Annotated in this window: 22 protein-coding genes; 6 read left to right on the top strand and 16 right to left on the bottom strand. The window is 66.7% G+C overall.

Features of this window, described 5'->3' with window-relative positions:
* Positions 1-237: 237 nt before the first annotated feature.
* Positions 238-1,329, top strand: a complete 1,092-nt coding sequence (locus OE647_RS04770; RefSeq protein WP_318527931.1) for a glycosyltransferase family 2 protein — start codon at positions 238-240, stop codon at positions 1,327-1,329.
* A gap of 16 nt (positions 1,330-1,345) precedes the next feature.
* Here the strand turns inward: OE647_RS04770 and OE647_RS04765 are convergent, their stop codons facing one another.
* From OE647_RS04765 to OE647_RS04745, 5 genes are all read right to left on the bottom strand, one after another.
* Positions 1,346-2,518 (bottom strand): prenyltransferase/squalene oxidase repeat-containing protein, encoded by a 1,173-nt coding sequence (locus OE647_RS04765; protein ID WP_263720524.1) that lies wholly within the window; start codon positions 2,516-2,518, stop codon positions 1,346-1,348.
* Positions 2,519-2,533: 15 nt separating this feature from the next.
* Entirely contained in the window at positions 2,534-3,685 is a 1,152-nt protein-coding gene (gene wecB / locus OE647_RS04760; RefSeq protein ID WP_263720523.1) for a non-hydrolyzing UDP-N-acetylglucosamine 2-epimerase, read from the bottom strand.
* Positions 3,682-4,491, bottom strand: coding sequence for a WecB/TagA/CpsF family glycosyltransferase (locus OE647_RS04755; protein WP_263720522.1), 810 nt, complete (start codon positions 4,489-4,491; stop codon positions 3,682-3,684). The genes wecB and OE647_RS04755 overlap by 4 nt, the downstream gene beginning before the upstream one ends.
* Before the next feature lie 221 nt (positions 4,492-4,712).
* Complete coding sequence (locus OE647_RS04750) at positions 4,713-5,561, bottom strand: glycosyltransferase family A protein (RefSeq protein WP_263720521.1); 849 nt, start codon at positions 5,559-5,561, stop codon at positions 4,713-4,715.
* Between the two features lie 230 nt (positions 5,562-5,791).
* Entirely contained in the window at positions 5,792-7,777 is a 1,986-nt protein-coding gene (locus tag OE647_RS04745) for a calcium-binding protein (protein ID WP_263720520.1), read from the bottom strand.
* Positions 7,778-8,194: 417 nt separating this feature from the next.
* On the opposite strand from OE647_RS04745, the gene OE647_RS04740 reads away from it, so the two are divergent.
* Positions 8,195-9,577: an oligosaccharide flippase family protein gene (locus tag OE647_RS04740; RefSeq protein WP_263720519.1), complete on the top strand. Its 1,383-nt coding sequence runs from the start codon at positions 8,195-8,197 to the stop codon at positions 9,575-9,577.
* Positions 9,578-9,597: 20 nt separating this feature from the next.
* On the opposite strand, the gene OE647_RS04735 is transcribed toward OE647_RS04740, so the two are convergent.
* Entirely contained in the window at positions 9,598-10,587 is a 990-nt protein-coding gene (locus OE647_RS04735) for an adenosine kinase (protein ID WP_263720518.1), read from the bottom strand.
* Entirely contained in the window at positions 10,584-11,228 is a 645-nt protein-coding gene (gene nth, locus OE647_RS04730) for an endonuclease III (RefSeq protein WP_263720517.1), read from the bottom strand. Before nth ends, OE647_RS04735 begins: the two co-directional genes overlap by 4 nt.
* Positions 11,229-11,338: 110 nt before the next feature.
* Between nth and OE647_RS04725 the strand changes: the two genes are divergently transcribed.
* The 3 genes from OE647_RS04725 (at position 11,339) to OE647_RS04715 (ending at position 13,819) form a co-directional block, all read left to right on the top strand.
* On the top strand, positions 11,339-12,178 hold the full coding sequence (locus OE647_RS04725) for a bifunctional helix-turn-helix domain-containing protein/methylated-DNA--[protein]-cysteine S-methyltransferase (protein WP_263720516.1): 840 nt from the start codon (positions 11,339-11,341) through the stop codon (positions 12,176-12,178).
* A gap of 107 nt (positions 12,179-12,285) precedes the next feature.
* A complete protein-coding gene (locus OE647_RS04720; RefSeq protein ID WP_263720514.1) occupies positions 12,286-12,951 on the top strand; it encodes an OmpA family protein in 666 nt (221 codons plus the stop codon).
* 97 nt (positions 12,952-13,048) lie between these two features.
* Complete coding sequence (locus OE647_RS04715; protein ID WP_263720513.1) at positions 13,049-13,819, top strand: FCD domain-containing protein; 771 nt, start codon at positions 13,049-13,051, stop codon at positions 13,817-13,819.
* A 20-nt stretch (positions 13,820-13,839) separates the two neighbouring features.
* Here OE647_RS04715 and OE647_RS04710 read toward each other — a convergent pair whose 3' ends face one another.
* From OE647_RS04710 to OE647_RS04680, 7 genes are all read right to left on the bottom strand, one after another.
* Positions 13,840-14,283 carry a GNAT family N-acetyltransferase gene (locus OE647_RS04710; protein ID WP_263720511.1) on the bottom strand — a complete coding sequence of 148 codons (444 nt, stop codon included), beginning with the start codon at positions 14,281-14,283 and terminating at the stop codon, positions 13,840-13,842.
* A 101-nt stretch (positions 14,284-14,384) separates the two neighbouring features.
* On the bottom strand, positions 14,385-14,939 hold the full coding sequence (locus tag OE647_RS04705; protein WP_263720510.1) for a F0F1 ATP synthase subunit B: 555 nt from the start codon (positions 14,937-14,939) through the stop codon (positions 14,385-14,387).
* Positions 14,940-14,943: 4 nt separating this feature from the next.
* The gene (locus tag OE647_RS04700; protein WP_263720509.1) at positions 14,944-15,519 is read right to left on the bottom strand and encodes a F0F1 ATP synthase subunit B'; all 576 of its coding nucleotides are present in this window, start codon (positions 15,517-15,519) and stop codon (positions 14,944-14,946) included.
* An 80-nt stretch (positions 15,520-15,599) separates the two neighbouring features.
* Positions 15,600-15,839 carry a F0F1 ATP synthase subunit C gene (locus tag OE647_RS04695; RefSeq protein WP_263720507.1) on the bottom strand — a complete coding sequence of 80 codons (240 nt, stop codon included), beginning with the start codon at positions 15,837-15,839 and terminating at the stop codon, positions 15,600-15,602.
* 49 nt (positions 15,840-15,888) lie between these two features.
* Entirely contained in the window at positions 15,889-16,659 is a 771-nt protein-coding gene (locus OE647_RS04690) for a F0F1 ATP synthase subunit A (RefSeq protein ID WP_263720506.1), read from the bottom strand.
* Positions 16,660-16,661: 2 nt separating this feature from the next.
* Positions 16,662-16,991: an AtpZ/AtpI family protein gene (locus tag OE647_RS04685; protein ID WP_263720505.1), complete on the bottom strand. Its 330-nt coding sequence runs from the start codon at positions 16,989-16,991 to the stop codon at positions 16,662-16,664.
* 196 nt (positions 16,992-17,187) lie between these two features.
* A complete protein-coding gene (locus OE647_RS04680) occupies positions 17,188-18,084 on the bottom strand; it encodes a DMT family transporter (RefSeq protein WP_263720504.1) in 897 nt (298 codons plus the stop codon).
* 160 nt (positions 18,085-18,244) lie between these two features.
* Here OE647_RS04680 and OE647_RS04675 point away from each other — a divergent pair, with 160 nt between their 5' ends.
* Positions 18,245-18,589, top strand: a complete 345-nt coding sequence (locus OE647_RS04675; RefSeq protein ID WP_263720503.1) for an ArsR/SmtB family transcription factor — start codon at positions 18,245-18,247, stop codon at positions 18,587-18,589.
* Here the strand turns inward: OE647_RS04675 and gloA2 are convergent.
* Positions 18,574-18,966, bottom strand: coding sequence for an SMU1112c/YaeR family gloxylase I-like metalloprotein (gloA2, locus tag OE647_RS04670; protein ID WP_263720502.1), 393 nt, complete (start codon positions 18,964-18,966; stop codon positions 18,574-18,576). The two genes, OE647_RS04675 and gloA2, sit on opposite strands and share 16 nt — an antisense overlap.
* Complete coding sequence (locus OE647_RS04665; protein ID WP_263720501.1) at positions 18,963-19,850, bottom strand: DMT family transporter; 888 nt, start codon at positions 19,848-19,850, stop codon at positions 18,963-18,965. The genes gloA2 and OE647_RS04665 overlap by 4 nt, the downstream gene beginning before the upstream one ends.
* Positions 19,851-19,852 lie beyond the last annotated feature (2 nt).

The raw sequence follows: 19,852 nt of genomic DNA, 5'->3' as shown, positions 1-19,852 counted from the left end.
GCGGATCGCGCGAACTTTCGCCGGAAGGTCATGATTCCATTGAAGGGTTGGCGTTCGTGCATCGTGCCTTCCGATTTGCGGACGCATCACGTTGTCGACGCCCGACCGACAGTCCTGCAAGGATGCCAAATTGTGACAAATATAGAAACGAAAGGCCAGCGACGGGCCTGTCCGACTCTGCCCGTCAAACGCATTACCAGTCTCACAATCCGGGTCCCCCGTCGCCAAGTGCTTCCCATGGCGGAGAATTCGCTGGACACCGCCCACCGCTGGCCCCTTCACTGCATGACAATCCGCCATCCTAAAAAGGAAACGATCACGACCATGCCCTCGACCGGGGAGATCGAATCGGGCGGCCCGACGCCCTCTGTCGCCGCGGTGATCATCGGCCGCAACGAGGGCGCGCGGCTGGTCGCCTGTCTCGCGTCGGTCGCGCCTCATGTTCCGCAGATCGTCTATGTGGATTCCGGGTCCACCGATCGCAGCGTCGAAGAGGCCCGCCGCGCGGGTGCCCAGGTCGTCGAACTGGACATGTCGCGCCCCTTTACCGCGGCCCGCGCCCGCAACGCGGGTCTTGCGGCGCTTCAGGACGGGCCAGAGGTTCAGTTCGTCCAGTTTATCGACGGCGACTGCCGCCTTGCCCCGGGTTGGATCGACACGGCGGCGGCCTTCCTTTCGGCGAACCCTGCCACGGTCGCGGTCTGTGGCTGCTTGCACGAACTCGACGTTCAGGCCTCGATCTACAACCGGCTCTGCGATTGGGAATGGGACACGCCCATTGGCCGGGCGGACGCCTGCGGCGGCATCGCGATGATGCGGCAAGAGGCCGTCGCGGGGGTCGGCGGGTTTCGCGAGGACCTGATCGCCGGAGAGGAACCCGACCTGTGCCAGCGCCTGATCGCGCGCGGAGGCGGCATCTGGAGGATCGACGCGTCGATGGGCTACCACGACGCCGCGATCTATCGCTTTTCACAGTGGTGGCGGCGCAATGTGCGCGCGGGCCATGCCTTCGCCGAGGTGGGGGGCCTCCACCCCACGCTTTATCCCGCCGCGCGGCGGCGCATGGTGATCTGGGGTGCGGTCCTTCCGGCCATCGCTCTGGCGGGGGGGCTCTGGTCGCCCCCCCTCGCCGTGGTGGTAGCGGCGCTTTACGTCGCCTCCTGGGGCCGTTCCAGCCTGCGCTTCGCACGCCTGGGGTATTCGGCGCCGGACGCAGCAAAGGCGGGCGGCTTGCTGACCCTGTCCAAGTTCTGCAACCTGCAAGGTGCGGCCCTTTACCATCTGCGGCGGTTGCGCGGGCGCTCCAGCCGGATCATCGAATACAAGTGATCCCGCGCGGACAGGCCTATCCCGCGAACAGCTCATCCTCGGGCAGGCTGCGTTGCCCCATGTGCCAGCGTTCCCGCTCCAAAAGGGCGTCGACGAAGAACTTCGTTGCCCAGTTAGGGTATTGCAACGGCGCATAGGCGCCCTGGATCGGATAGGACCCAGCGATCGCGCCGCTGTGGCGGTGCTGCCCCGGCAAATGCTGGGTCGCCGCAACCTGTGCGATCAGGCGTTCGGCAAGCGGCACGTAGCGCTCCTCTCCGGTCACTGCCGCAAGGCGCAGGAAAACGATGGCGATCTGGGCGCAGCCCGTCAGGCAGATGTGGCTTGAGCGATACTCCCAGTTGGGGCCGAGTTCGGCCGCCAGCCAGCCCTCGCGTTCATAGAGCGCGGCAATCTGGTCGGCGGCCCGACGCACGGCGGCAAGGATATCCTCCCGCCCGGTGAGTTGGTGGATCTGGAAGAGCCCGCGCATCACATAGGCCGTGCCGTGGGTGTTGGCATTGCCGCCGGGCTTGAAGGCGTTCTCGGTGAAAAAGCCGTTCTGGCGCTGCTGCGCGATCGCCCAGTCGGCATTGGCGAGCCCTGCGGCCTCCGCCGCCGCATCGTCCGCGATACGGCCGTAGGCGACCAGCGCCCAGGCGGAGCGCACGTTGTAGCAATGCAGCATATTGTGGCTGACATGGCGGGCAAAGGCGCCCTCCCCGTCAAGCGCGCCGTGCAGGAACTCCGCCGCCCGCTTCGCCGCCGTCGCGACCTGCGCGGACGCCCCCCGCCGCAGGAGCGCGTTGAAACCCAGCAGGATCATCCCGGTATCGAAGACATCGGGTTCCTGCTGAAGGCCAAGCTCATAACCCGCGAAACCGCCGTCCGGGCGCTGGACCGTGGTCAGCCACTGCCCCAGGCGCGCCGCCGTCAAGGCGTAGCGCGGCTCGCCGAAACGGTCGCCAAGCGCAAGCAGCGTCGGGATGATATAGCCCGTCGTCTCAGGGTAGGGCGGCATCCAGCCCTTGAGGAACCTGTAGCCCTTGGACGACGCTTGCCCCCCACAGGCCTCGATCGAGCGCATCAGCCAGTCCGCACCGGAAGCCAGATGCGCCGGGTGCTTCGTCGTCTGGGCGCGCGCCGCGAGGATGGGGCCGCGCCCCGACAGCGTGTCGGACAGGGACTTGGCCAGGAAATGCACGATCACCGCTGCCCCCGCCGCTCAGGTTCCGACCGCACGGGCGTGCAGGCCGGCGGCTGCCCCCAGGATCGCGTCGGCGATCTGCCGCGATGCCGTGCCGTCGCCGTAGGGGTTGGCGACCTTGCTCATCGCGCGATAGGCCGCAGGATCGTCCAGAAGCCGCGTCGCCTCTGCCACGATACGCCCGCTGTCTAGCCCGATCAGCCGGGCGCAACCGGCCGCCACCCCCTCCGGCCGTTCGGTGGTGTCGCGCAGGACCAGGACCGGTTTGCCGAGCGCCGGCGCCTCCTCCTGCACGCCGCCGGAATCGGTCAGCACGATCTCCGCCCGGCCCAGCATCGCCACGAATTCCGCGTAGTCGAGCGGGTCGAGCAGGCAGATCGCGGGGTGGTCGCCCAGTGCCGCCCGCACCGGAACCGAAACGCGCGGGTTCGGGTGAACCGGCAGCGCCACCACCACGTCGCCCCGCTCGGCGAGCGCGCGCGCGGCGCGGCAGATGGCGTCGATGCCATCCCCCCAGTTCTCGCGCCGGTGCGCGGTCATCAGGATCAGCCGCCGCCCCTGGTCCAGCGCCGCGCGCAACCCGGGATGATCGGGCAAGGGCGACACCTCCGCCAGCGCGAGCCGGTCGCGCACCGCGTGCAGCGCGTCGATCACCGTGTTCCCGGTCAGGTAGATCGCGCCGGGATTGACGTTTTCCCGCAGGAGATTGTCGCGCGCCACGGTCGTCGGCGCGAAATGCATGTCCGCGATCACGCTGACGATGCGGCGGTTGGCCTCTTCCGGCCAGGGCGAGAGGATCGTGTCGGTCCGAAGCCCCGCCTCGATATGGCCCACCGGAATACCGCGATAGAAGGCGGCCATGGCGGTGGCCATGGCGGTGGTGGTGTCGCCCTGCACCAGCACGCGATCGGGGCGCTCCTTGTCCAGCACCTCGCCGATGCGGTGGAGAACATCGGTCGTGATGTCCGTCAGCGTGGGCTTGTCGCGCATCAGGTGCAGGTCGATGTCGGGCACCAGCCCAACGAGCTGCATCACCTGATCGAGGATATGGCGATGCTGCGCGGTGGTACAGGCGATGACCTGCACCCCGCGCCGCCGCCGCAGCTCCTCCACCACGGGAAAGCATTTGATGGCCTCAGGCCGGGTTCCGAAGACGACAAGGATTTTCATGATGCGGGCGGCCGTTGTCCGTTTTGATCATTGCGGTCGGGGCGCAGGCATTTGCGAAGCAGCGCCCCCAGAAGGAGCATACCGAACCGAGTGTTTGTAGAAAGATAACGCCAGAACAGGCGGCGCGGTTCCTGCAGCACGCGGAAGAGCCACTCCATCCCGATCGCCTGAACGAAGCGCGGCGCCCGGCGGACCTTGCCCGCCAGCACGTCGAGGGCCCCGCCGACCCCGAGTTGGAAGGGAACGCCGAGTGCGTCGCGATGTTCAAACAGGAAGCGTTCCTTGATCGGGCTGGTGATACCGACAAAAAGGCAGTCGGCGCCCGAGGCGCGGATCTCGGCGACGATCGCGGCCTCGTCCTCCTTGCGGAAATAGCCGTTGCGGTAGCCGGCGAGTTTCAGGTTCGGATGGGTCTTGGCCAGACGCTCCGCGACGGCTTCCACGACCTCTTGCCGCGCGCCGAAGAAGTAGGGCCTGAAACCCGCGTGTTCGCAAAGATCGAGCGTCCGCATCATCAGATCGACGCCCGTCACGCGCCCCCCGGTGGGGATGCCGAGGACCCGGCAACCCAGCATCACCCCCGCACCGTCGATACAGACGATGTCGCTTTCACGCACATAGCGCGCCAGGTCGGGGTCCGAACGCATCTGGATGATCTTGGCGACATTGATATCGCAATGCTGAAGCCGCTGGTGATCCCGCATTGCCCGGTTGGCGAGCGCAAGCGCGCGGTCCATGTCGACACGGTGGAAGGGGGCCCCCAGGAATTCGCCTTCGGCCAGGCCGTGCCGCAACGCCTGATCCATGAACAAAGCCCCAGATTTAGGCATCATTGTTTCCGATCTCGATTCCCCCTGCGAGTCGTGACTGGTGCCTTTTCGGGATTGGGCTGTCCGGACCTCGGCCTCGAAACGACGGATCGTGAAACATTTCAACACCTTGCACTCGCAAAAAATCCGAAGCGCGGCCCATCGGGCGGCCTATAGGAAATTTTCGGCCTTTTCGGCCCCACCGGCAAGGGCCGCACTCATCTGCCCCGGCTCCATTCACGGCCTTGCGGGCGGGTCCGCACCATCACATGAACCGTCGCATAGACGACAAAGGCCACCGGATCGGTCAGCGCCAAACGGAGGGCGCCGCCCGCGCCCAGTGCCGCCTTTCCCTCGTTCGCGAGGATCGCGGGGTAAAGCCGGGCGATCTCGACCACGCCCGCGTCCTGACGCCGCCGCACGCGGACCAGATTGCCCAACCCTTCGGCCATGGGCCAGTGGAAACGCGCGGCCACCTCGACCCGCTCCTGCGGCGCGAACTGGAGTCGGGCATAGGTGTCGTCGGAGATAATGTCGGGAAATGCGTCCCAGCGCGCGCGACCGGCGGCGTTGACCGCGAACAGGCCCGCGCCCACCGCGCCGCTTTCCATGAAGGGCAGGCGGCACCAGAGCCGCGCATAGGCCCGCGTCAGCCAGGACTTCGCGCGCGCGACCGTCAGCCGCCCGGTGGCATAGCGCGGCGCATCGGTGGCCAGCGCCGCCGCGACCTGGGCCAGAAGCGCAGGTTCGCAAACGATATCGGCGTCCAGATAGGCCCGCATCGCCCCCTGAGCAGCCGCATCCGCGCGGTTCAGCGCGCCGGGCTTGCCGGGGATCGGGCTGGACAGGCAGCGCAGCGTCCAGCCGCGTGTGGCGAAGCGGGGCATGTAGCCTGCCACGATCTCTTCCGTCCGGTCGTGGCAGGCATTGGCGGAGACGATAATCTCTACGGCGCAGCCAACAGGGTCCTGCGCCAGCAGGGAGTCGAGGCAGGCGCCGATATAGCGCTCCTCGTTATAGGCGGTGACGATGACGCTCAGCATCGCGTCCGGGGTTTGGGCTGTCATGCCGATGGCTACTCTTCACGCTGCACCGGGTCAGGGTAGCGCCGCACGGGGGGATTGCAAACGCCGCCCGCGCGATGGGGCGCCTCCGGTGCCTGCCAGGGCCCTATCCGCGCGCAAACCCGCGCGGTGTGATCGTCGCACCCGGTGACAAGGCCGACCCGAAACCGTTGGGCGATGGCGCAGAAAAGCCCCGACGGCGCCCGGATTGTTCAACAGGGCGAAACGACTCGCTACGGGATCAGGTCGGCCAGCGTCCGGGTCTCACCGCCCGCGAACTCCGCCTGCTCCACGTTGAAAAGATACTTGTCCCCGTCGGGACCGGATAGCAGGAGCCCCGCGCCCTCGCGCCGCACCTGGTAGTCGCCCGAGGCGCCGGACAGCACGACCGTGTCCCTGCCGTCGCCGCCGTTCATCCCGTCCGCACCGGCGCCCGGAACGAAGCGGTCGTCGCTGGCGCCGCCGATCAGGAAATCCTCTTCCGGGGTTCCGGCGAGCGTCCCCCCCGAAGCCCCCGCGCGCCGGATCACGCCCTGCCGGAATTGCGGGCCGCCGTGCTCCCCCCACCAGGCGCCGCCTACCGCGGCGCGCCGCTCCATCAGGTCCGATCGCGGCGTGCGGTCGCCCAGATAAGCGTAAAGCCCCCACGACCCCCATTTGGAGGCACCTTCCGCCTCGGTGTATTGCATGAACGGGCCCTGCCCGACCTTGGGCCACCCCTGCCAAAGCTCGTCATAAAGCGCAGCCATATCCGCGCTGCGCACATAGTCGCGCATGAAGGTGGTCAGTTGATCAAGCTCCTCCTCGCTGATCCCCCGGATGGCGTAAAGCTGGTGAACATGCTGTCCCCCCTCATAGGCCACGAGCCTGAGACCATGTTCCTCCACCACCTCGCGCTGCCTTTGCAGGAACTCCATCGTCGAGGGAACAGAATCGCCGACCTCCGGGTCGAGCATCCGACGCGTCAGCCAGGCCGCGGCCTCCTTCGGCGACCGCTGCAGCTTGGCGCGCAGGGTCTCGCGGACGCCTTCGTTCCCGATGACCTCCGTGCCGAAATAGGTGGTGACCGCGAATTCCTGGAAAACCTGGTCGGGGGGGACATAGCTGCGGGGTTCTTCCTCGCGCCAGACGCCAGCGGTCAGAAGCTCCTCGGTGAGCCAGCTGTTAACCGCCTGACCCGCGAGCACGTTCACCAGCCGTGCGGACGCCTCGGCGCCGAAAACGTCCTGCCAGATCAGGGCCATCTCGGTCGCGCGCTTGGCATGGTAATAGATCCCCGCGCCCCGGCCCCATTCCTCCTGCGCGCGGCGGTCGACCCAGTAGAACTGCCGGAAGCCTCCGTTCCAGACTTCGTTGGAGAATTCCTCGCGGGCCTTCAGGCGCGGGTCCAGATGATCGCGGACATAGGTGGCGAAGGCGCGCACATAGGCGTCGTCGGCCTTGTGCGGCATCGTGAACCAGGGCTCCGCACCGATCTCGTTCGCAAGCCGGACCATGATTTCCACCGGCACGCCCTTGGCCGCCCAGGATGCGTCCTCTGGCCGCGGCCGGCCTTTCCATGTCTCGATGTCGGAGCCGTTGGTCGCCATCCAGTCCATGAAACGCAGGTGCCGCGCGTCCTGGATCAGGCGCAGCCAATCCGGATTGAAGATCGCCCCGGCCTGGAAGAGCGCGATACGGTCCTCCCTCAGGATCGAGATATTGCGGATGTAGTTCTTCGGATCGATGTCCCGGATTTCGAGCCAGAAGCCCCGGCCCTCAGGGTTGTCAAAGACGATGCGCCCCGGCTGGCGCGCCGCCTCCTGCACATTGCCGAAGAGTGCGATGTGGCCGCTCCCCTCGTAGGTCAGGACATAGCGCCCCATCCGCGAGGCGGTCTCGCCCCCGCCGCTCCAATCGAAGCCGGTCCGGAAAAGCGTTGCCCCCGGCGGCAGCCGCACCGGCCATCCCGCGGCATCCAGATACCCCCCCGCGACGAGATCCTCGTGCGAGGTCGTTTCCCAGTTTTCGAATGTGCCGGCATAGAACGGACGCATCGTGCGGGCGACATCAAGGAAGGGCATCGCGGTGCTCCAGTCCACCACGCTCGACAGGTTGAAGGCGATAACCGGGTCGTCGAGACCCTCGGCGGGTCCGGGCGTCTGTGCCCTCGGGCCGCTCGCCCATAAGCCGCAGGACAAGGCCAGAAGAACCGGCAGGATCAGATTTACCAGACGCACCACGACACTCCGCACCAATGACCTCGGGTCGCTTGTCATGATGAAGGGCTTGCTCCGCGCTGTCCATGCGGGTGTCCGCATTGGGGGCAATTGCGCCAGAAGCCCAAGGGATGGGCAGCCCCGCCGCCCCTTGCAGGCAGGTTCCCCGGAGGCAACAAAGGTTTCGAAACCGCGCGACTGCGCGCAGCCAAGGAAACCGAGGCCCATCCCGCCACGCATTTCGATGGCACTCCATCGTTGAACGCGGCATAGATGGACAGCGTCAGCCGCGCGATCGCGCGGTTCCCGAAGGTGTCCAAAGTTGAACGGGTCCGAGGTTCAAGTGTCTCGCAAGGCGTTGTCGCCGAACCTGGCGGGTAAGTGGTTTTGATGAAGATCTTGCGACGAGCATTCGACAAAGCCGCCGGCGCGCGTGCGTTGTCCACCCCCGGTGGCGCGGCGCGGGCCACGGGTTCGGCCCCCTTTGGCAGGGTGGCGGATCGTATCGCCTCGGGAACGCTTTTGACCATCGGCGGCTATTTCGGCAGCCAGATGGTGCGCTTGATCGGCAATCTGGTCCTCTCGCGCATCCTGTTTCCCGAAGCCTTCGGCCTGATGACGCTGGTCACGGTCGTCTTCGTCGGCGTCGCGATGTTTTCGGACATCGGCATCGCGCCCTCGATCCAGCAAAGCAAGCGCGGCGACGACCAGGACTTTCTGGATACCGCCTGGACCATCCAGGTGATCCGCAACGTCCTGCTCTGGATCGCCTGCTGCATCCTGTCCTGGCCGGCGGCACTCTTCTTCGGCGAGCCGATGCTGGCCCAACTCCTGCCGGTGGCAGGGTTTGCCTTCGTATTCCTGGGCTTCCTGCCCACGCGCACGCACACCGCCGCCCGTCACCTGCTGATCGGCCGGCTCACGGTGATCGAACTCTTGTCGCACGCGCTCGGCCTTGTCGCGATGGTCATCCTGGCGTTGATCACCCGCTCGGTCTGGGCGCTGCCGATCGGAAACGTCATCGGCAGCCTCATCAAGCTGATCCTGATGGACCGCTATCTGCCCGGCCCGCGCAACCGTTTCCGCTGGGAAAAGGAAGCCCGCCACGAACTTGTCCGCTTCGGCAAATGGATCTTCCTGAGCACGGCGTTCAACTTCCTGCTCTCGCAGAGCGACAAGATCATCCTCGGCAAGTTCCTGACCATCGAGGGGATCGGCATCTACAACGTCGGCTTCTTCATCGCCACCGCGCCGATGGCCATTGCCATTGCCGTCAACGGCAGGCTGATGCTGCCGCTCTGCCGCGACCACCCGCCGGGGAAAGATCCGGCTGATTTTGCGCTCGTCCGCCGTATCCGGATGCGGTTTTCCGTGGTGGTCGCCGCAAGCCAGATCGCGTTGGCGCTGCTGGGCGTGGCGATCATCGACATCCTTTACGACGACCGCTTCCTTGCCTCGGGCGGCGTGGTCGTCGCGGTTGCGCTGATGAACCTGCCCTACCTGATCGGCATCACCTACGAGGCCGTGGCTTTCGCCGCCGGGGATTCGCGCGCCGTCTTCTTCCTGAACTTCACACGGGCCGTCCTTCAGACCGGGCTCTTCCTTCTGGGGATCACCTACTGGGGGCTCGAAGGGGCCTTCCTCGGCTTCGCGCTGGCCCATGTTCTGGCCCATGGGGTCGTGATCCACCTTGCGCGGAAGCACGGCGGCTGGGACCCGCTGCACGATGCCGCCATGGCGCTGATCAGCCTGGCGGGCGCCGCGCTCGCCCTTTGGCTGCACGGCGCGGAACTGAGTGCGCTCGCCGGGTTCCTGCCTTGAGGCGTCCGCCCGCGGGGGGCTCAGATCAGCCCTTCGGCCCGGTAGAGCGCCTTGACATCGGCCTCGGGGCGCGCGCCGAAATGGCTGATCACCTCCGCCGCCGCGATGCAGCCCATGCGGCCCGCCCTCTGAAGGGGTTGCCCGGTGGCCAAACCATAGAGGAACCCGGCCGCGAACTGGTCGCCCGCGCCGGTGGCGTCGACGGGCACCACGCGATGCACGGGGACCTCGACCCGCTCGCCGCCACGGATCAGGATCACGTCTGCGCCCGAGCGGGTGCAGACGATCAACTGGCAATCCTTGCGGGCCTCGGCCAGCGCCGCCTCCAGATCATCGCGCTGGTAGAGCGAGCTCCATTCATGTTCGTTGCCGATGACGTAGTCCATCTGGTCGCGCACCAGCCGCCGGAAATCCGTGCGGTGACGATCCACGCAGAACGGGTCGGAAAGCGAGATACCGGCCTTGCCGCCCCCCTGGTGACAAGCTTCGGCGGCCTTGAGGAACGCGGCCTTGCCCTCGTCCTTGTCGAACAGATAGCCCTCAAGGAAAAGATAGTCGGCGGCCCGCGCGATCCCCTCGTCCAGGTCCTCCGGCCCGAAGTCGGCGCCCGCACCCAGATAGGTGTTCATCGAACGCTCCCCGTCCTTCGACACGAAGATCATCGAGCGCGAGGTCGGCAGTTCGGCGGTCGCCGAGGGCGGGTTGGGGAAGGCCGTCCCCTCCGCTTCCAGCGATTTCGCGTAGAAGCGGCCCAGCGCGTCGTCCTTGACCTTGCCGACGAAGGCGGTTTTCAGCCCCAGGTTGCCAAGACCGGCCAGCGTGTTTCCGACCGAACCGCCCGGCGCCTGCGTGCGTTCCTTCATCGCGGCGTAAAGCGTCTCGCCCCGCTCGCGGTCGACAAGCTGCATGATCCCCTTCTCGATCCCCATCCAGTCGAGGAAATCGTCGTCGCACTGGGTCAGCACATCGACGATGGCGTTGCCGATGCCGACAACCTCATATCTGCTCACAGGGTTTTCTCCTCATAGGGGCAAAGGTCGCGGATCAGGCAGGCCCCGCATTTGGGCTTGCGCGCGACGCAGATGTAGCGGCCGTGCAGGATCAGCCAGTGGTGGGCGTGCTGCTGGAACTCCACCGGGATGTTGTCCTCGATCGCGCGCTCGACGGTCTCGACCGTCTTGCCGGCGGCGATACCCGTGCGGTTGCCGACGCGGAAGATATGGGTATCGACCGCCTGCGCGGGGAAGTGGAACCACATGTTCAGGACCACATTCGCCGTCTTGCGCCCGACGCCCGGCAGGGTCATCAGCGCCGCGCGGGACGAGGGCACCTGGCCTTCGTAGTCCTCGGCGAGGATCCGCGACAACTTCATCACGTTCTTGGCCTTCTGGCGGAACAGGCCGATGGTCTTGATGTGTTCGATCAGCCCGTCCTCGCCCAGGGCCAGCATCTTTTCGGGCGTGTCGGCGATCTTGAAAAGCGCGCGTGTCGCCTTGTTCACCCCGGCATCCGTCGCCTGCGCCGAAAGCGCGACCGCAACCAGAAGGGTGAAGGCGTTCACATGCTCCAGCTCGCCCTTCGGTTCGGGTTCCGAGGCGTGGAAACGGGTGAAGATCTCGTGGATCGCATGGTAATCAAGCTGGCTGGCCATGTGCCGGATATGCCCCGTCCCATGGCGCCACCGCAAGCGCAAAGCGCAGCTTTCGGGTCGCGGTGGCAGCGTCGTTGCCCTAGCTTGGAGGAGATGAAGGAGACCGCGACATGCCTGACGACAGCGCCTATCACTACCGCACCATCGCCCGCGCGCTTGAGCATATCGACGGCGACGGGCGGGCCCTTTCGCTCGACGACCTCGCCGCGCGGCTTTCGATGAGCCCCGCGCATTTCCAGCGGGTATTCTCCCGCTGGGTCGGCGTGTCGCCCAAGCGCTACCAGCAGTACCTGACGCTCGACCACGCCAAGCAGCTCCTGGCGGAGCGTTTCACGCTTCTCGACACCGCGGCGGAGGCCGGGCTGTCGGGGACCGGGCGGCTTCACGACCTCTTCCTGGCGTGGGAGGCGATGAGCCCCGGCGAATACGCCCGCGGCGGCGAGGGGCTGACGATCCGCTACGGCTGGTTTCCCACCCCGTTCGGCGAAGCCTTGGCCATGGGAACGGAGCGCGGTCTTTGCGGGCTCGCCTTCGCCGCCGACTGCGGGCGCGAGGCCGCCATGGCGGACCTGCGCGGCCGCTGGCCCAAGGCGCGTTTTACCGAGGCACCGGAGGCGATCGCGCCCTGGGTCAAGGCCGCCTTCGACGGCCGGGGCGAGGCGCGGCTGCACATGATCGGCGCGCCCTTCCAGATCAAGGTCTGGGAGGCGCTCCTGTCGATCCCCTCGGGCCAGGTCACGACCTATTCCGAGCTCGCCCGCGCCATCGGCCACCCGACGGCCATCCGCGCGGTCGGCACGGCGGTGGGCCGCAATCCGGTCAGCTGGCTGATCCCCTGCCACCGGGCGCTGCGCAAGTCCGGGGGGCTTGGCGGCTACCACTGGGGCTTGCCGGTCAAGCGCGCCATGCTGGCCTGGGAAGCCGCGCGGGCCGAGGCACAAAGCGCCTGAGCGCCGCAAGCGGATTGCCGCGCAAGTGCCTTTCGACCGCGTGTTATTGCCTTTCAGATGCGCTATGCCCCACCTGACGACGAGATGTCAAAGACGGGAGACGCTTCATGCGCATCACCAAGATCCTCATGGCCGCCACCGCCGGGGCCTTTCTTCTGGCCGCCTGTACGCCGCCCGAGCAGTACAACCCCAACGACCCCAACCAGCGCACCCGCGAGGGCGCGGCCGTGGGCGCGGGGATCGGCGCGCTTGCAGGGCTGATCTCGGGCGATACGGCCAAGGAACGGCGCAACCGCGCGCTTGGCGGCGCCATCATCGGCGGCATCGCCGGGGGTGTGATCGGCAACAACCTCGACAAGCAGGCCGCCGAGCTTGCCGCGAGCTTCGACAACGGTGCCATCGGCATCATCAACACCGGCAACGAACTGATCGTGCGCATGCCGCAGGACATCCTCTTTGCCACCGACAGCGCGGTCGTGTCGTCCACGCTGCGCGGCGACCTCCAGACGCTGGCCGCCAGCATCAACCGTTACCCCGACACGACGGTGCAGGTCATCGGCCATACCGACAACACCGGCACTGCCGCCTATAACCAGACGCTCTCCGAGCGGCGCGCGCAATCCGTTGCCGCGATCCTCCAGGGCGCGGGCGTCGCGGGCTACCGGCTGCAAGCCTATGGCCGTGGCGAAAGCGAGCCCATCGCCTCGAACTACACCGCCGAAGGGCGCGCCCAGAACCGCCGCGTGGACATCATCATTCGTCCCAACCGCTAAGCGGCGCCGCGTTTGAAAAGGCCGGGCCTCGCCCGGCCTTTTTTCATTGCCCACCCGCGGCAGCGGTCATAGAATTTGACCAATTCGGGGTGAATTCATGCCATTTCAGAAGATCGAGCCGGAAAAACTGTCCGAAACCGTTGTGCGCCAGATCGAGCGGCTGATCCTGCAAGGCGTGCTGCGCCCAGGGGAACGGCTGCCGTCGGAACGCGACCTGTCAGAGCGTCTCGGGGTGTCCCGCCCCTCACTGCGCGAGGCGGTCGGACAGCTCGAAGCCGCGGGTCTTCTGATGACCCGCGCCAGCTCCGGCATCTACGTGGCGGACGTTCTCAACTCCGCCTTTTCGCCCGCGCTGATCGAGCTTTTCGCGCGCCACCCCGACGCGGTCTTCGATTACCTCGACTTCCGCAAGGACATGGAGGCGCTCGCCGCCGAACGCGCCGCGCGCCTAGGGTCGGACACCGATCTGAAGATCGTCGATGCCGTCTTCCACAAGATGGAAACCGCCCATCGCAAGCGCGACCCCTCGGACGAATCCGCCCTCGACGCGGAGTTCCACATGGCGATCATCGAGGCCAGCCACAATGTCGTCATGCTGCACATGATGCGGGCGATGTTCGGCCTGCTGCGCGAAGGCGTCTTCTACAACCGCCAGGTGATGTTCCGCCAGAAAACCACGCGCGAGGCGCTTCTGGACCAGCACCGCGCGATCAACGTCGCCCTGCAAGCGCGCGACCCGAAAGGCGCCCGCGCCGCCGTCGAGCGCCACCTGAGCTTTGTCGAAACCGCGCTCAAGGACCACTTCCGGACCGAGCGGAACGAATCCGTCGCCCGCCTGCGCTTCGCTCAGGAGGAGGGGCGGCTATAGGGCGCCCAAGCGGCGCGCGGTCAAAGCCGGATGTCGTAGGTTACCCAGCGGGTCCGCTCCGCCATGCGGTCGTAAAGCCCGCGTGCGCGGTAATTGTCCTCGGCGGTGATCCAGCGGATGACGCTCCAGCCCTCGGCGCGGCCTGCTGCGCGAACGCCTTCGATCAGGGCCTCCGCCGCGCCGCCGCCGCGCGCGTCGGGGCCGACGAACAGATCGTCCAGAAACCCGCCGACGCTTGCCGAAAGCGGCCGCGCGAAGGGCCGGAAATGCGCGAGCCCCAGCAGCGTGCCGCCGGAATCGGCCACGAGGCCGCGGACCTCATGCCCCGGGTCCATCAGCCAGGACCAGACACGGGCGCGCATCTCTTCGCTCTGCTCGACCCGGTAGAAAGCGGCGTAGCCCCTGTAGAGCCGGCCCCAGGCTTCGCGGTCTACTGGCTGAACCGGGCGGATGGAAATCGTCATGGCGTCCTCGCGCTGCGTCTGCCCTGAGCTTTGCAGCGGCGCGGACAAAAGAAAAGCCCGGCCATCGGGGGCCGGGCTTCACCTGGTTCTGTTGCGATCGCTCAGTGCAGCTTCGCTTCGACTTCCGCGATCGACGCCTCAACGAGCTTGCCGCGTTCGGCCGCCGTCATGTTCTTGGCGATCAGGTCGCTGGCCGCCGCGACGGCCACCGCGATGGCCCGGTCGCGCACTTCGCGCACCGCAGCCGCCTCGGCCGAGGCGATCTGGTCTTCGGCCGCGGCAAGGCGCCGCGTGATCGAGGCCTTGAGGTCCTCCTTGGCCTGCTCGGCGGCCGCCTGCGCTTCGCGCTTGGCGGTCTCGACGATGCGGTCGGCCATGTCCTGGACTTCCTTCTGCTTGCGCTCGTAGGACGCCAGGATGGAGCGCGCCTCTTCGCGCAGCGCGCGAGCCTCATCGAGGTCGGCCTTGATCCCGGCGGCGCGCTTGTCCAGAAGCCCGCCGATCAGCGCCGGGACCTTGAAGTAGAAGAGCACGCCGACGAACAGCAGGAAGGCGATCGTCACGACGAAGTCGGTGTTGCGCAGGCTGAAGAACGGGCCCGAAGCCGCCATCGCCGGCGAAGCGGCCAGGATCAGGGCGAGGGAAAGCTTTTTCATCGTCTTACCCCTTCATCCGATCCGCGACCGCAGTGGCGACAGACGCGCCATCGGCCGAACCGCCCAGCGCCGCGACCAGGGCCGCCGCGGTGTCGTTCGCAACTTCCTTGACGCTTTCGATCGCGCCGGCGCGGATCTCGTCGATCCGGGCGGCGGATTCGGCCGCCTTGGCCGCGATCTCGGCATCCGCCTTGGCGGTCGCCGCGTCGAGGTCTTTCTGAATCTCGGCCCGGGCTTCGGCCACGATCTTGGCCGCCTCGGTCCGTGCGTCGGCGATCGCCTGATTGTAGGCTTTCTCCGCCTCGACCGCCTTCGCCTTCAGCTCTTCGGCAGCGGCAATATCGCTCGTGATCGTGCGCTGACGGTCGGCCAGCACGCCGCCGATCCGCGGAAGCGCGATGCGCGACAGCACGAAGTAGATGACGATAAGCGCCACCACGAGCCAGAAGATCTGGTTCGCGAAGGTCGAAGTATCGAGTTGCGGCATGCCCGCGGATTGCGCCGCGTGTCCCGCCGCCTCGGCGGCGTGACTGGCCGCTTCGCCGACGGCCTCGGTTGCCGTTTCGGTGGTGTTCGCCATGTCGTCCCCCTGGAACCCTGTCTACATCGGGTGGGCGCCGCCAAGGCACCCACCCGACCGTAAGGATGGTTCGTTCGGGATCAGACGGCGAACATCAGCAGAAGCGCGACGAGGAACGAGAAGATCCCGAGCGCTTCGGCGAAGGCGATGCCGATGAAGAGGGTCGCGGTCTGGCCGGCAGCGGCCGAGGGGTTGCGCAGAGCGCCAGCGAGGAAGTTGCCGGCAACATTGCCCACCCCCATCGCGGAGCCGCCCATGCCGATGCAGGCAAGACCGGCGCCGATGAATTTGCCGAGAGCGGCTGCAGCTGCGAGTTCCATAGTGTATCTCCTTACGGTTGGATTGGTGAGTTGGGTTGAAGACCGGGCGTCAGTGGGCCGGATGCAGCGCATCCTTGAGGTAGACGCAGGTCAGGATGGTGAAGACATAGGCCTGGATGAAGGCCACGAGGATTTCGAGCCCGTAGATCGCCGTGATCGCCAGGATCGACAGCGGCGTGACCGCGATGCCGACGCCCGAGATCAGGACCAGCGGAGCGAAGGCCGCGAAAACCTTGATAACCGCGTGACCCGCCATCATGTTGCCGGCAAGACGAATGGAGTGGCTGACGGGGCGCACGAAGTAGGAAATCACCTCGATCAACGCCAGCACCGGGCGCAGCGGCAGCGGCGCCGAGGACACCCAGAAGAGGCCCAGGAAGTGCAGCCCGTGCTTGACGAAGCCGACGATCGTCACGGTCAGGAACACCGCCATCGCCAGGACCGCCGTCACCGCGATGTGGGAGGTCGGGGTGAACGCCTTGGGCAAGAGGCCCAGGAAGTTCGAGAAGACGATGAAGATGAAGAGCGTGAAGATGTAGGGGAAGAACTTCACGGCGTCATGGCCCGCGACATCCTCGACCATCTTGTGGACGAAGCCGTAGGCGAGTTCCGCGACCGACTGGGTGCGGCTCGGCACCACGGCGCGGCCGCGAGTGCCCAGCACGAAGAGCGCGATGATCGCGAGCACCGCGATCGCCATCCACAGCGTGACGTTGGTCACCGTCAGGACACCGACCTCGTCGCCGCCGAACAGCGGTTTGACGATGAACTGGTCCATCGGGTGGAATGCAAGGCCTTCGCTGTGCTCTTCCGTCGCCACGTCTATTCCCCTTCGTCGTTGGCGGAACGTTCCGCCTGTCCTTGCGCCTGGAACTCCTGCGCGGTGCGAAGCATCGTCTTCACCCCGGCCGCGAAGCCCAGCAATGTGAACAGCACCAGCAGAATGGGCAGCGTCCCGAAAAGGAGATCCAGCCCGTATCCGATGCCGAAGCCGATCCCGAGTCCCGAAACCAGCTCGATAACCATCCGCCAGCCTTGGCTCGCGGCAGAGTAGTGTTCGTCGATCCGGGGCTTGGGCGCTTGCGCCTTCCTGATCCCCGCGATCCGGTCGTCCAGCGCCTTCAGACGCTCTGGATCGGGTTCGTCGGACATCGGGAAGCCCCTTTCGACATTCGCGCGATAGCTAGAATCCTATCGGCCACGAGTCAATGCGCTGATTTCGGCGCCGGTGCTGCCTTAGGCTATTGAAAATAAAAGGTTTAGGAATTCTCAGATTCGGGGCAGACCGGCACGGCGCCGCCGTGGCCCGTCAATTCGGCGCTTTTGGCTTATTCAACTGCACGGTTGATTATGTCGCGGCGGCGGTCGGGAACACGCGCCGCAACAGGCGGCCGTCAATCAGCACCAGGCCCAGGAAGATCGCCGCCATCCCCAGGAAGTGGGCGGCCCCCAGCGCCTCTCCGAGGAAGACCGCGCCCAGCGTCACCGCAGAGACCGGCGTGATGAAGGTGACGGTGGAGGTCGCCGTGGCGCCGATCCGCGGGAGCAGCCAGAAAATCACGATGAAGGCCGCGGCCGTCAGGACAAAGCCGATGAAGAACAGGGCGCCCCAGGTCTCGGCCCGACGGATCACGGGCACACCTTCGACCGCCAGCGCCACGGGCACCAGCAGGATCGTCCCGGCCAGCAGGCCGCAGGCCGTCACCGCCGTCGCGTCGTGCCCCTTGAAGCGGCGGTACCAGTTGATCGCGATCCCGTAGCAGACAGGCGCCAGGACGCAGAACAACAACGCCCCGAACTGCCCCGTCAGGCCGGTGTCGAGCGCGGGCAAAGCCAGCATCAAGATCCCTGAGAAGCCGCAGAGCACGCCTAGGGTCTTGTAGACCGTCGCCCGTTCACCCCCGGGCCAGAGGTGAGAGATGATCACCACCAGGATCGGCGTCATGGCGTTGACAATGCCCGCCTCGCCCGAGGTGATGAGGCGCTGCGCGGCGGGAAAGATGGCAAGCGGCGCCGCGTATTGCAGAAACCCGAAGACCGTCACGTCACGCAGGAAGGGCAGCGTCACCCGGACCTTGCGCCGCGTGGCCAGCACCCAGGCCCAGCACCCGAGAGCCCCCAGCCCGACGCGGCCCAGGGCGACCTGGAGCGGTCCGAGTTCCCTCAGCAGGATCTCGTTGAAGAACATCGAGGATCCCCAGCCTATGCCGAGGATCACGATCAGACCCCAGTATCTGAGCGGCATGGCCCCTCACCCTCTCTGCTTAGCGCACTGCCTTTTGCGCCAGGACGCGGGCGACTGTACACCCGTTTCCTGCGCATCCCGCGGGCTTTCTTCCGGGCGCCCATGGCGCGCCTCGGATGGCGCGCTTCCGATTGCCGGGCCGGGACGCTATGATTGCGCCATGAACCTCGACCTGATCTTCGCCGCGCTTTCGGACCCCACCCGCCGGGCGATCCTGGCCATGCTGCTTGAAGACGACATGGCCGTGACCGATGTGGCCGCCCCGTTCGAGATGTCTCTGGCCGCGATCTCCAAGCACCTCAAGGTGCTGGCGGAGGCTCGGTTGATCAGCCAGGAACGCCGCGGCCGGGTGATCTGGTGCAAGCTCGAACCCGACGCGATGCGGGCGGCCACGGTCTGGATCGCGGGCTTCGGGATGTTCGAGGCGGTGGACCTGGATGCGTTCGAGCGGTTCCTTGCCGGCGAACTCGACGATGGCACGGCGGAGGCCTATCCGGTCGCGTAAAGCTCGATCGGCAACCCGTCGGGATCCGCGAAGAACGTGAAATCACGCCCGGTGAGCGCATCGCGGCGGATCGGCTCCACCATCACGCCTTGCGCCTCCAGCCGTGCCTTGGCCTCGGCGACGTCTGCGACCGCCAGCGCGAGGTGCCTGAGCCCGCAGGCCTCCGGCCGGCTGGGGCGTGCGGACGGCGCGGGGAAAGAGAACAGCTCCAGCCGCCCGCCGCCGGGGACGGCAAGGTCGAGCTTCCAGGACTGCCGCTCGGCCCGCAGGGTTTCAGCAATCACCGCCAGCCCAAGCGTTTCAGTATAGAACCGTCGCGACCGGTCGTAGTCCGACACGATGAGCGCCACATGGTGGATGCCTTGAATGCCGATCATGCCCGCTCCTCATTGTCCAGCAACAGCCAGAGCGCCCCGAAAGTCGCCGCCACCCCCAGAAGGACGGGCGCATTCGGTACGCCATGGCCAAGCGCGATTTCCCAAAGGATCACCCAGCTGGGGACCAGATAGGTATAGGCCATCACCTTGGCCGAGGGCAGTCGCAACGTCGCATATTGCACCAGCCAGAAGGACGCGGCGGTGGCGAACAGGGTCAGGTACCCGATGGTCAGCCAGACGATGCCCGGCAGGCTCCGCCAATCCGTGCCAACGATCGCGCGCCAATCGTAAAGGCAAAGCAGCCCCGCGCCCGCGACAAGGGTTCCGAAGGTGAAGACCACCGGCGCCTCGCCCCGGTTCAGGCGCCGGATCATCGGCGTGTAGATCGCATGCGCGATGCAGCCCGCGAAATAGATCACCTCCCCGCCGCCGACCTCGAAGGCCATGAGCGCCCCAAGGTCTGCGCGAAAGATCACCCAGGTCGCCCCCGCCGCGCCAATGGCGAGCGCCGCCGCCATCCGCCGCGTCATCGCCTGCCGAAGCAGGAGATAGGCGAAACCCGCAGTGATCACCGGGGTCAGGGTAAAGACGGCCGCCGCCTGCACCGGCCGCGCGGTCTTCAGCCCCTCGAACATCAGCACGAAGTAGACGGAGAAGAGCCCGCCCAGCACCAGATAGCGCCAGGGGGCGGAAAGCGCGCGGCGCTCGAAGCGCGCCGTCAGCAGCACGGCCGCGCCCATCAGGCAGGCCGCCAGGGCAAAGCGCGCGGCGGTCAGAACCACCGGGTCGATCCGATTGGCCACGATCGAACCGAGCGAGAAAGACCCCGCGATGCAAAGCGAAAAGACCAGCATCGCGAGATGCCCGCGCAGGTGTTCCGCCATGG

The organism is Albidovulum sediminicola (assembly GCF_025751575.1).
Classification (GTDB): Bacteria; Pseudomonadota; Alphaproteobacteria; order Rhodobacterales; family Rhodobacteraceae; genus Albidovulum; species Albidovulum sediminicola.
This window is presented reverse-complemented; position numbering and strand designations above follow the sequence as displayed.

Excerpts from the sequence above, each read along its gene's own strand:
- OE647_RS04770 (WP_318527931.1), top strand. The coding sequence starts at position 238 with ATGGCGGAGAATTCGCTGGACACCGCCCACCGCTGGCCCCTTCACTGC.
- wecB (WP_263720523.1), bottom strand. The coding sequence starts at position 3,685 with ATGAAAATCCTTGTCGTCTTCGGAACCCGGCCTGAGGCCATCAAATGC.
- OE647_RS04755 (WP_263720522.1), bottom strand. The coding sequence starts at position 4,491 with ATGGATCAGGCGTTGCGGCACGGCCTGGCCGAAGGCGAATTCCTGGGG.
- OE647_RS04750 (WP_263720521.1), bottom strand. The coding sequence starts at position 5,561 with ATGACAGCCCAAACCCCGGACGCGATGCTGAGCGTCATCGTCACCGCC.
- nth (WP_263720517.1), bottom strand. The coding sequence starts at position 11,228 with ATGGCCAGCCAGCTTGATTACCATGCGATCCACGAGATCTTCACCCGT.
- OE647_RS04725 (WP_263720516.1), top strand. The coding sequence starts at position 11,339 with ATGCCTGACGACAGCGCCTATCACTACCGCACCATCGCCCGCGCGCTT.
- OE647_RS04720 (WP_263720514.1), top strand. The coding sequence starts at position 12,286 with ATGCGCATCACCAAGATCCTCATGGCCGCCACCGCCGGGGCCTTTCTT.
- OE647_RS04715 (WP_263720513.1), top strand. The coding sequence starts at position 13,049 with ATGCCATTTCAGAAGATCGAGCCGGAAAAACTGTCCGAAACCGTTGTG.
- OE647_RS04710 (WP_263720511.1), bottom strand. The coding sequence starts at position 14,283 with ATGACGATTTCCATCCGCCCGGTTCAGCCAGTAGACCGCGAAGCCTGG.
- OE647_RS04705 (WP_263720510.1), bottom strand. The coding sequence starts at position 14,939 with ATGAAAAAGCTTTCCCTCGCCCTGATCCTGGCCGCTTCGCCGGCGATG.
- OE647_RS04700 (WP_263720509.1), bottom strand. The coding sequence starts at position 15,519 with ATGGCGAACACCACCGAAACGGCAACCGAGGCCGTCGGCGAAGCGGCC.
- OE647_RS04695 (WP_263720507.1), bottom strand. The coding sequence starts at position 15,839 with ATGGAACTCGCAGCTGCAGCCGCTCTCGGCAAATTCATCGGCGCCGGT.
- OE647_RS04685 (WP_263720505.1), bottom strand. The coding sequence starts at position 16,991 with ATGTCCGACGAACCCGATCCAGAGCGTCTGAAGGCGCTGGACGACCGG.
- OE647_RS04680 (WP_263720504.1), bottom strand. The coding sequence starts at position 18,084 with ATGCCGCTCAGATACTGGGGTCTGATCGTGATCCTCGGCATAGGCTGG.
- OE647_RS04675 (WP_263720503.1), top strand. The coding sequence starts at position 18,245 with ATGAACCTCGACCTGATCTTCGCCGCGCTTTCGGACCCCACCCGCCGG.
- gloA2 (WP_263720502.1), bottom strand. The coding sequence starts at position 18,966 with ATGATCGGCATTCAAGGCATCCACCATGTGGCGCTCATCGTGTCGGAC.
- OE647_RS04665 (WP_263720501.1), bottom strand. The coding sequence starts at position 19,850 with ATGGCGGAACACCTGCGCGGGCATCTCGCGATGCTGGTCTTTTCGCTT.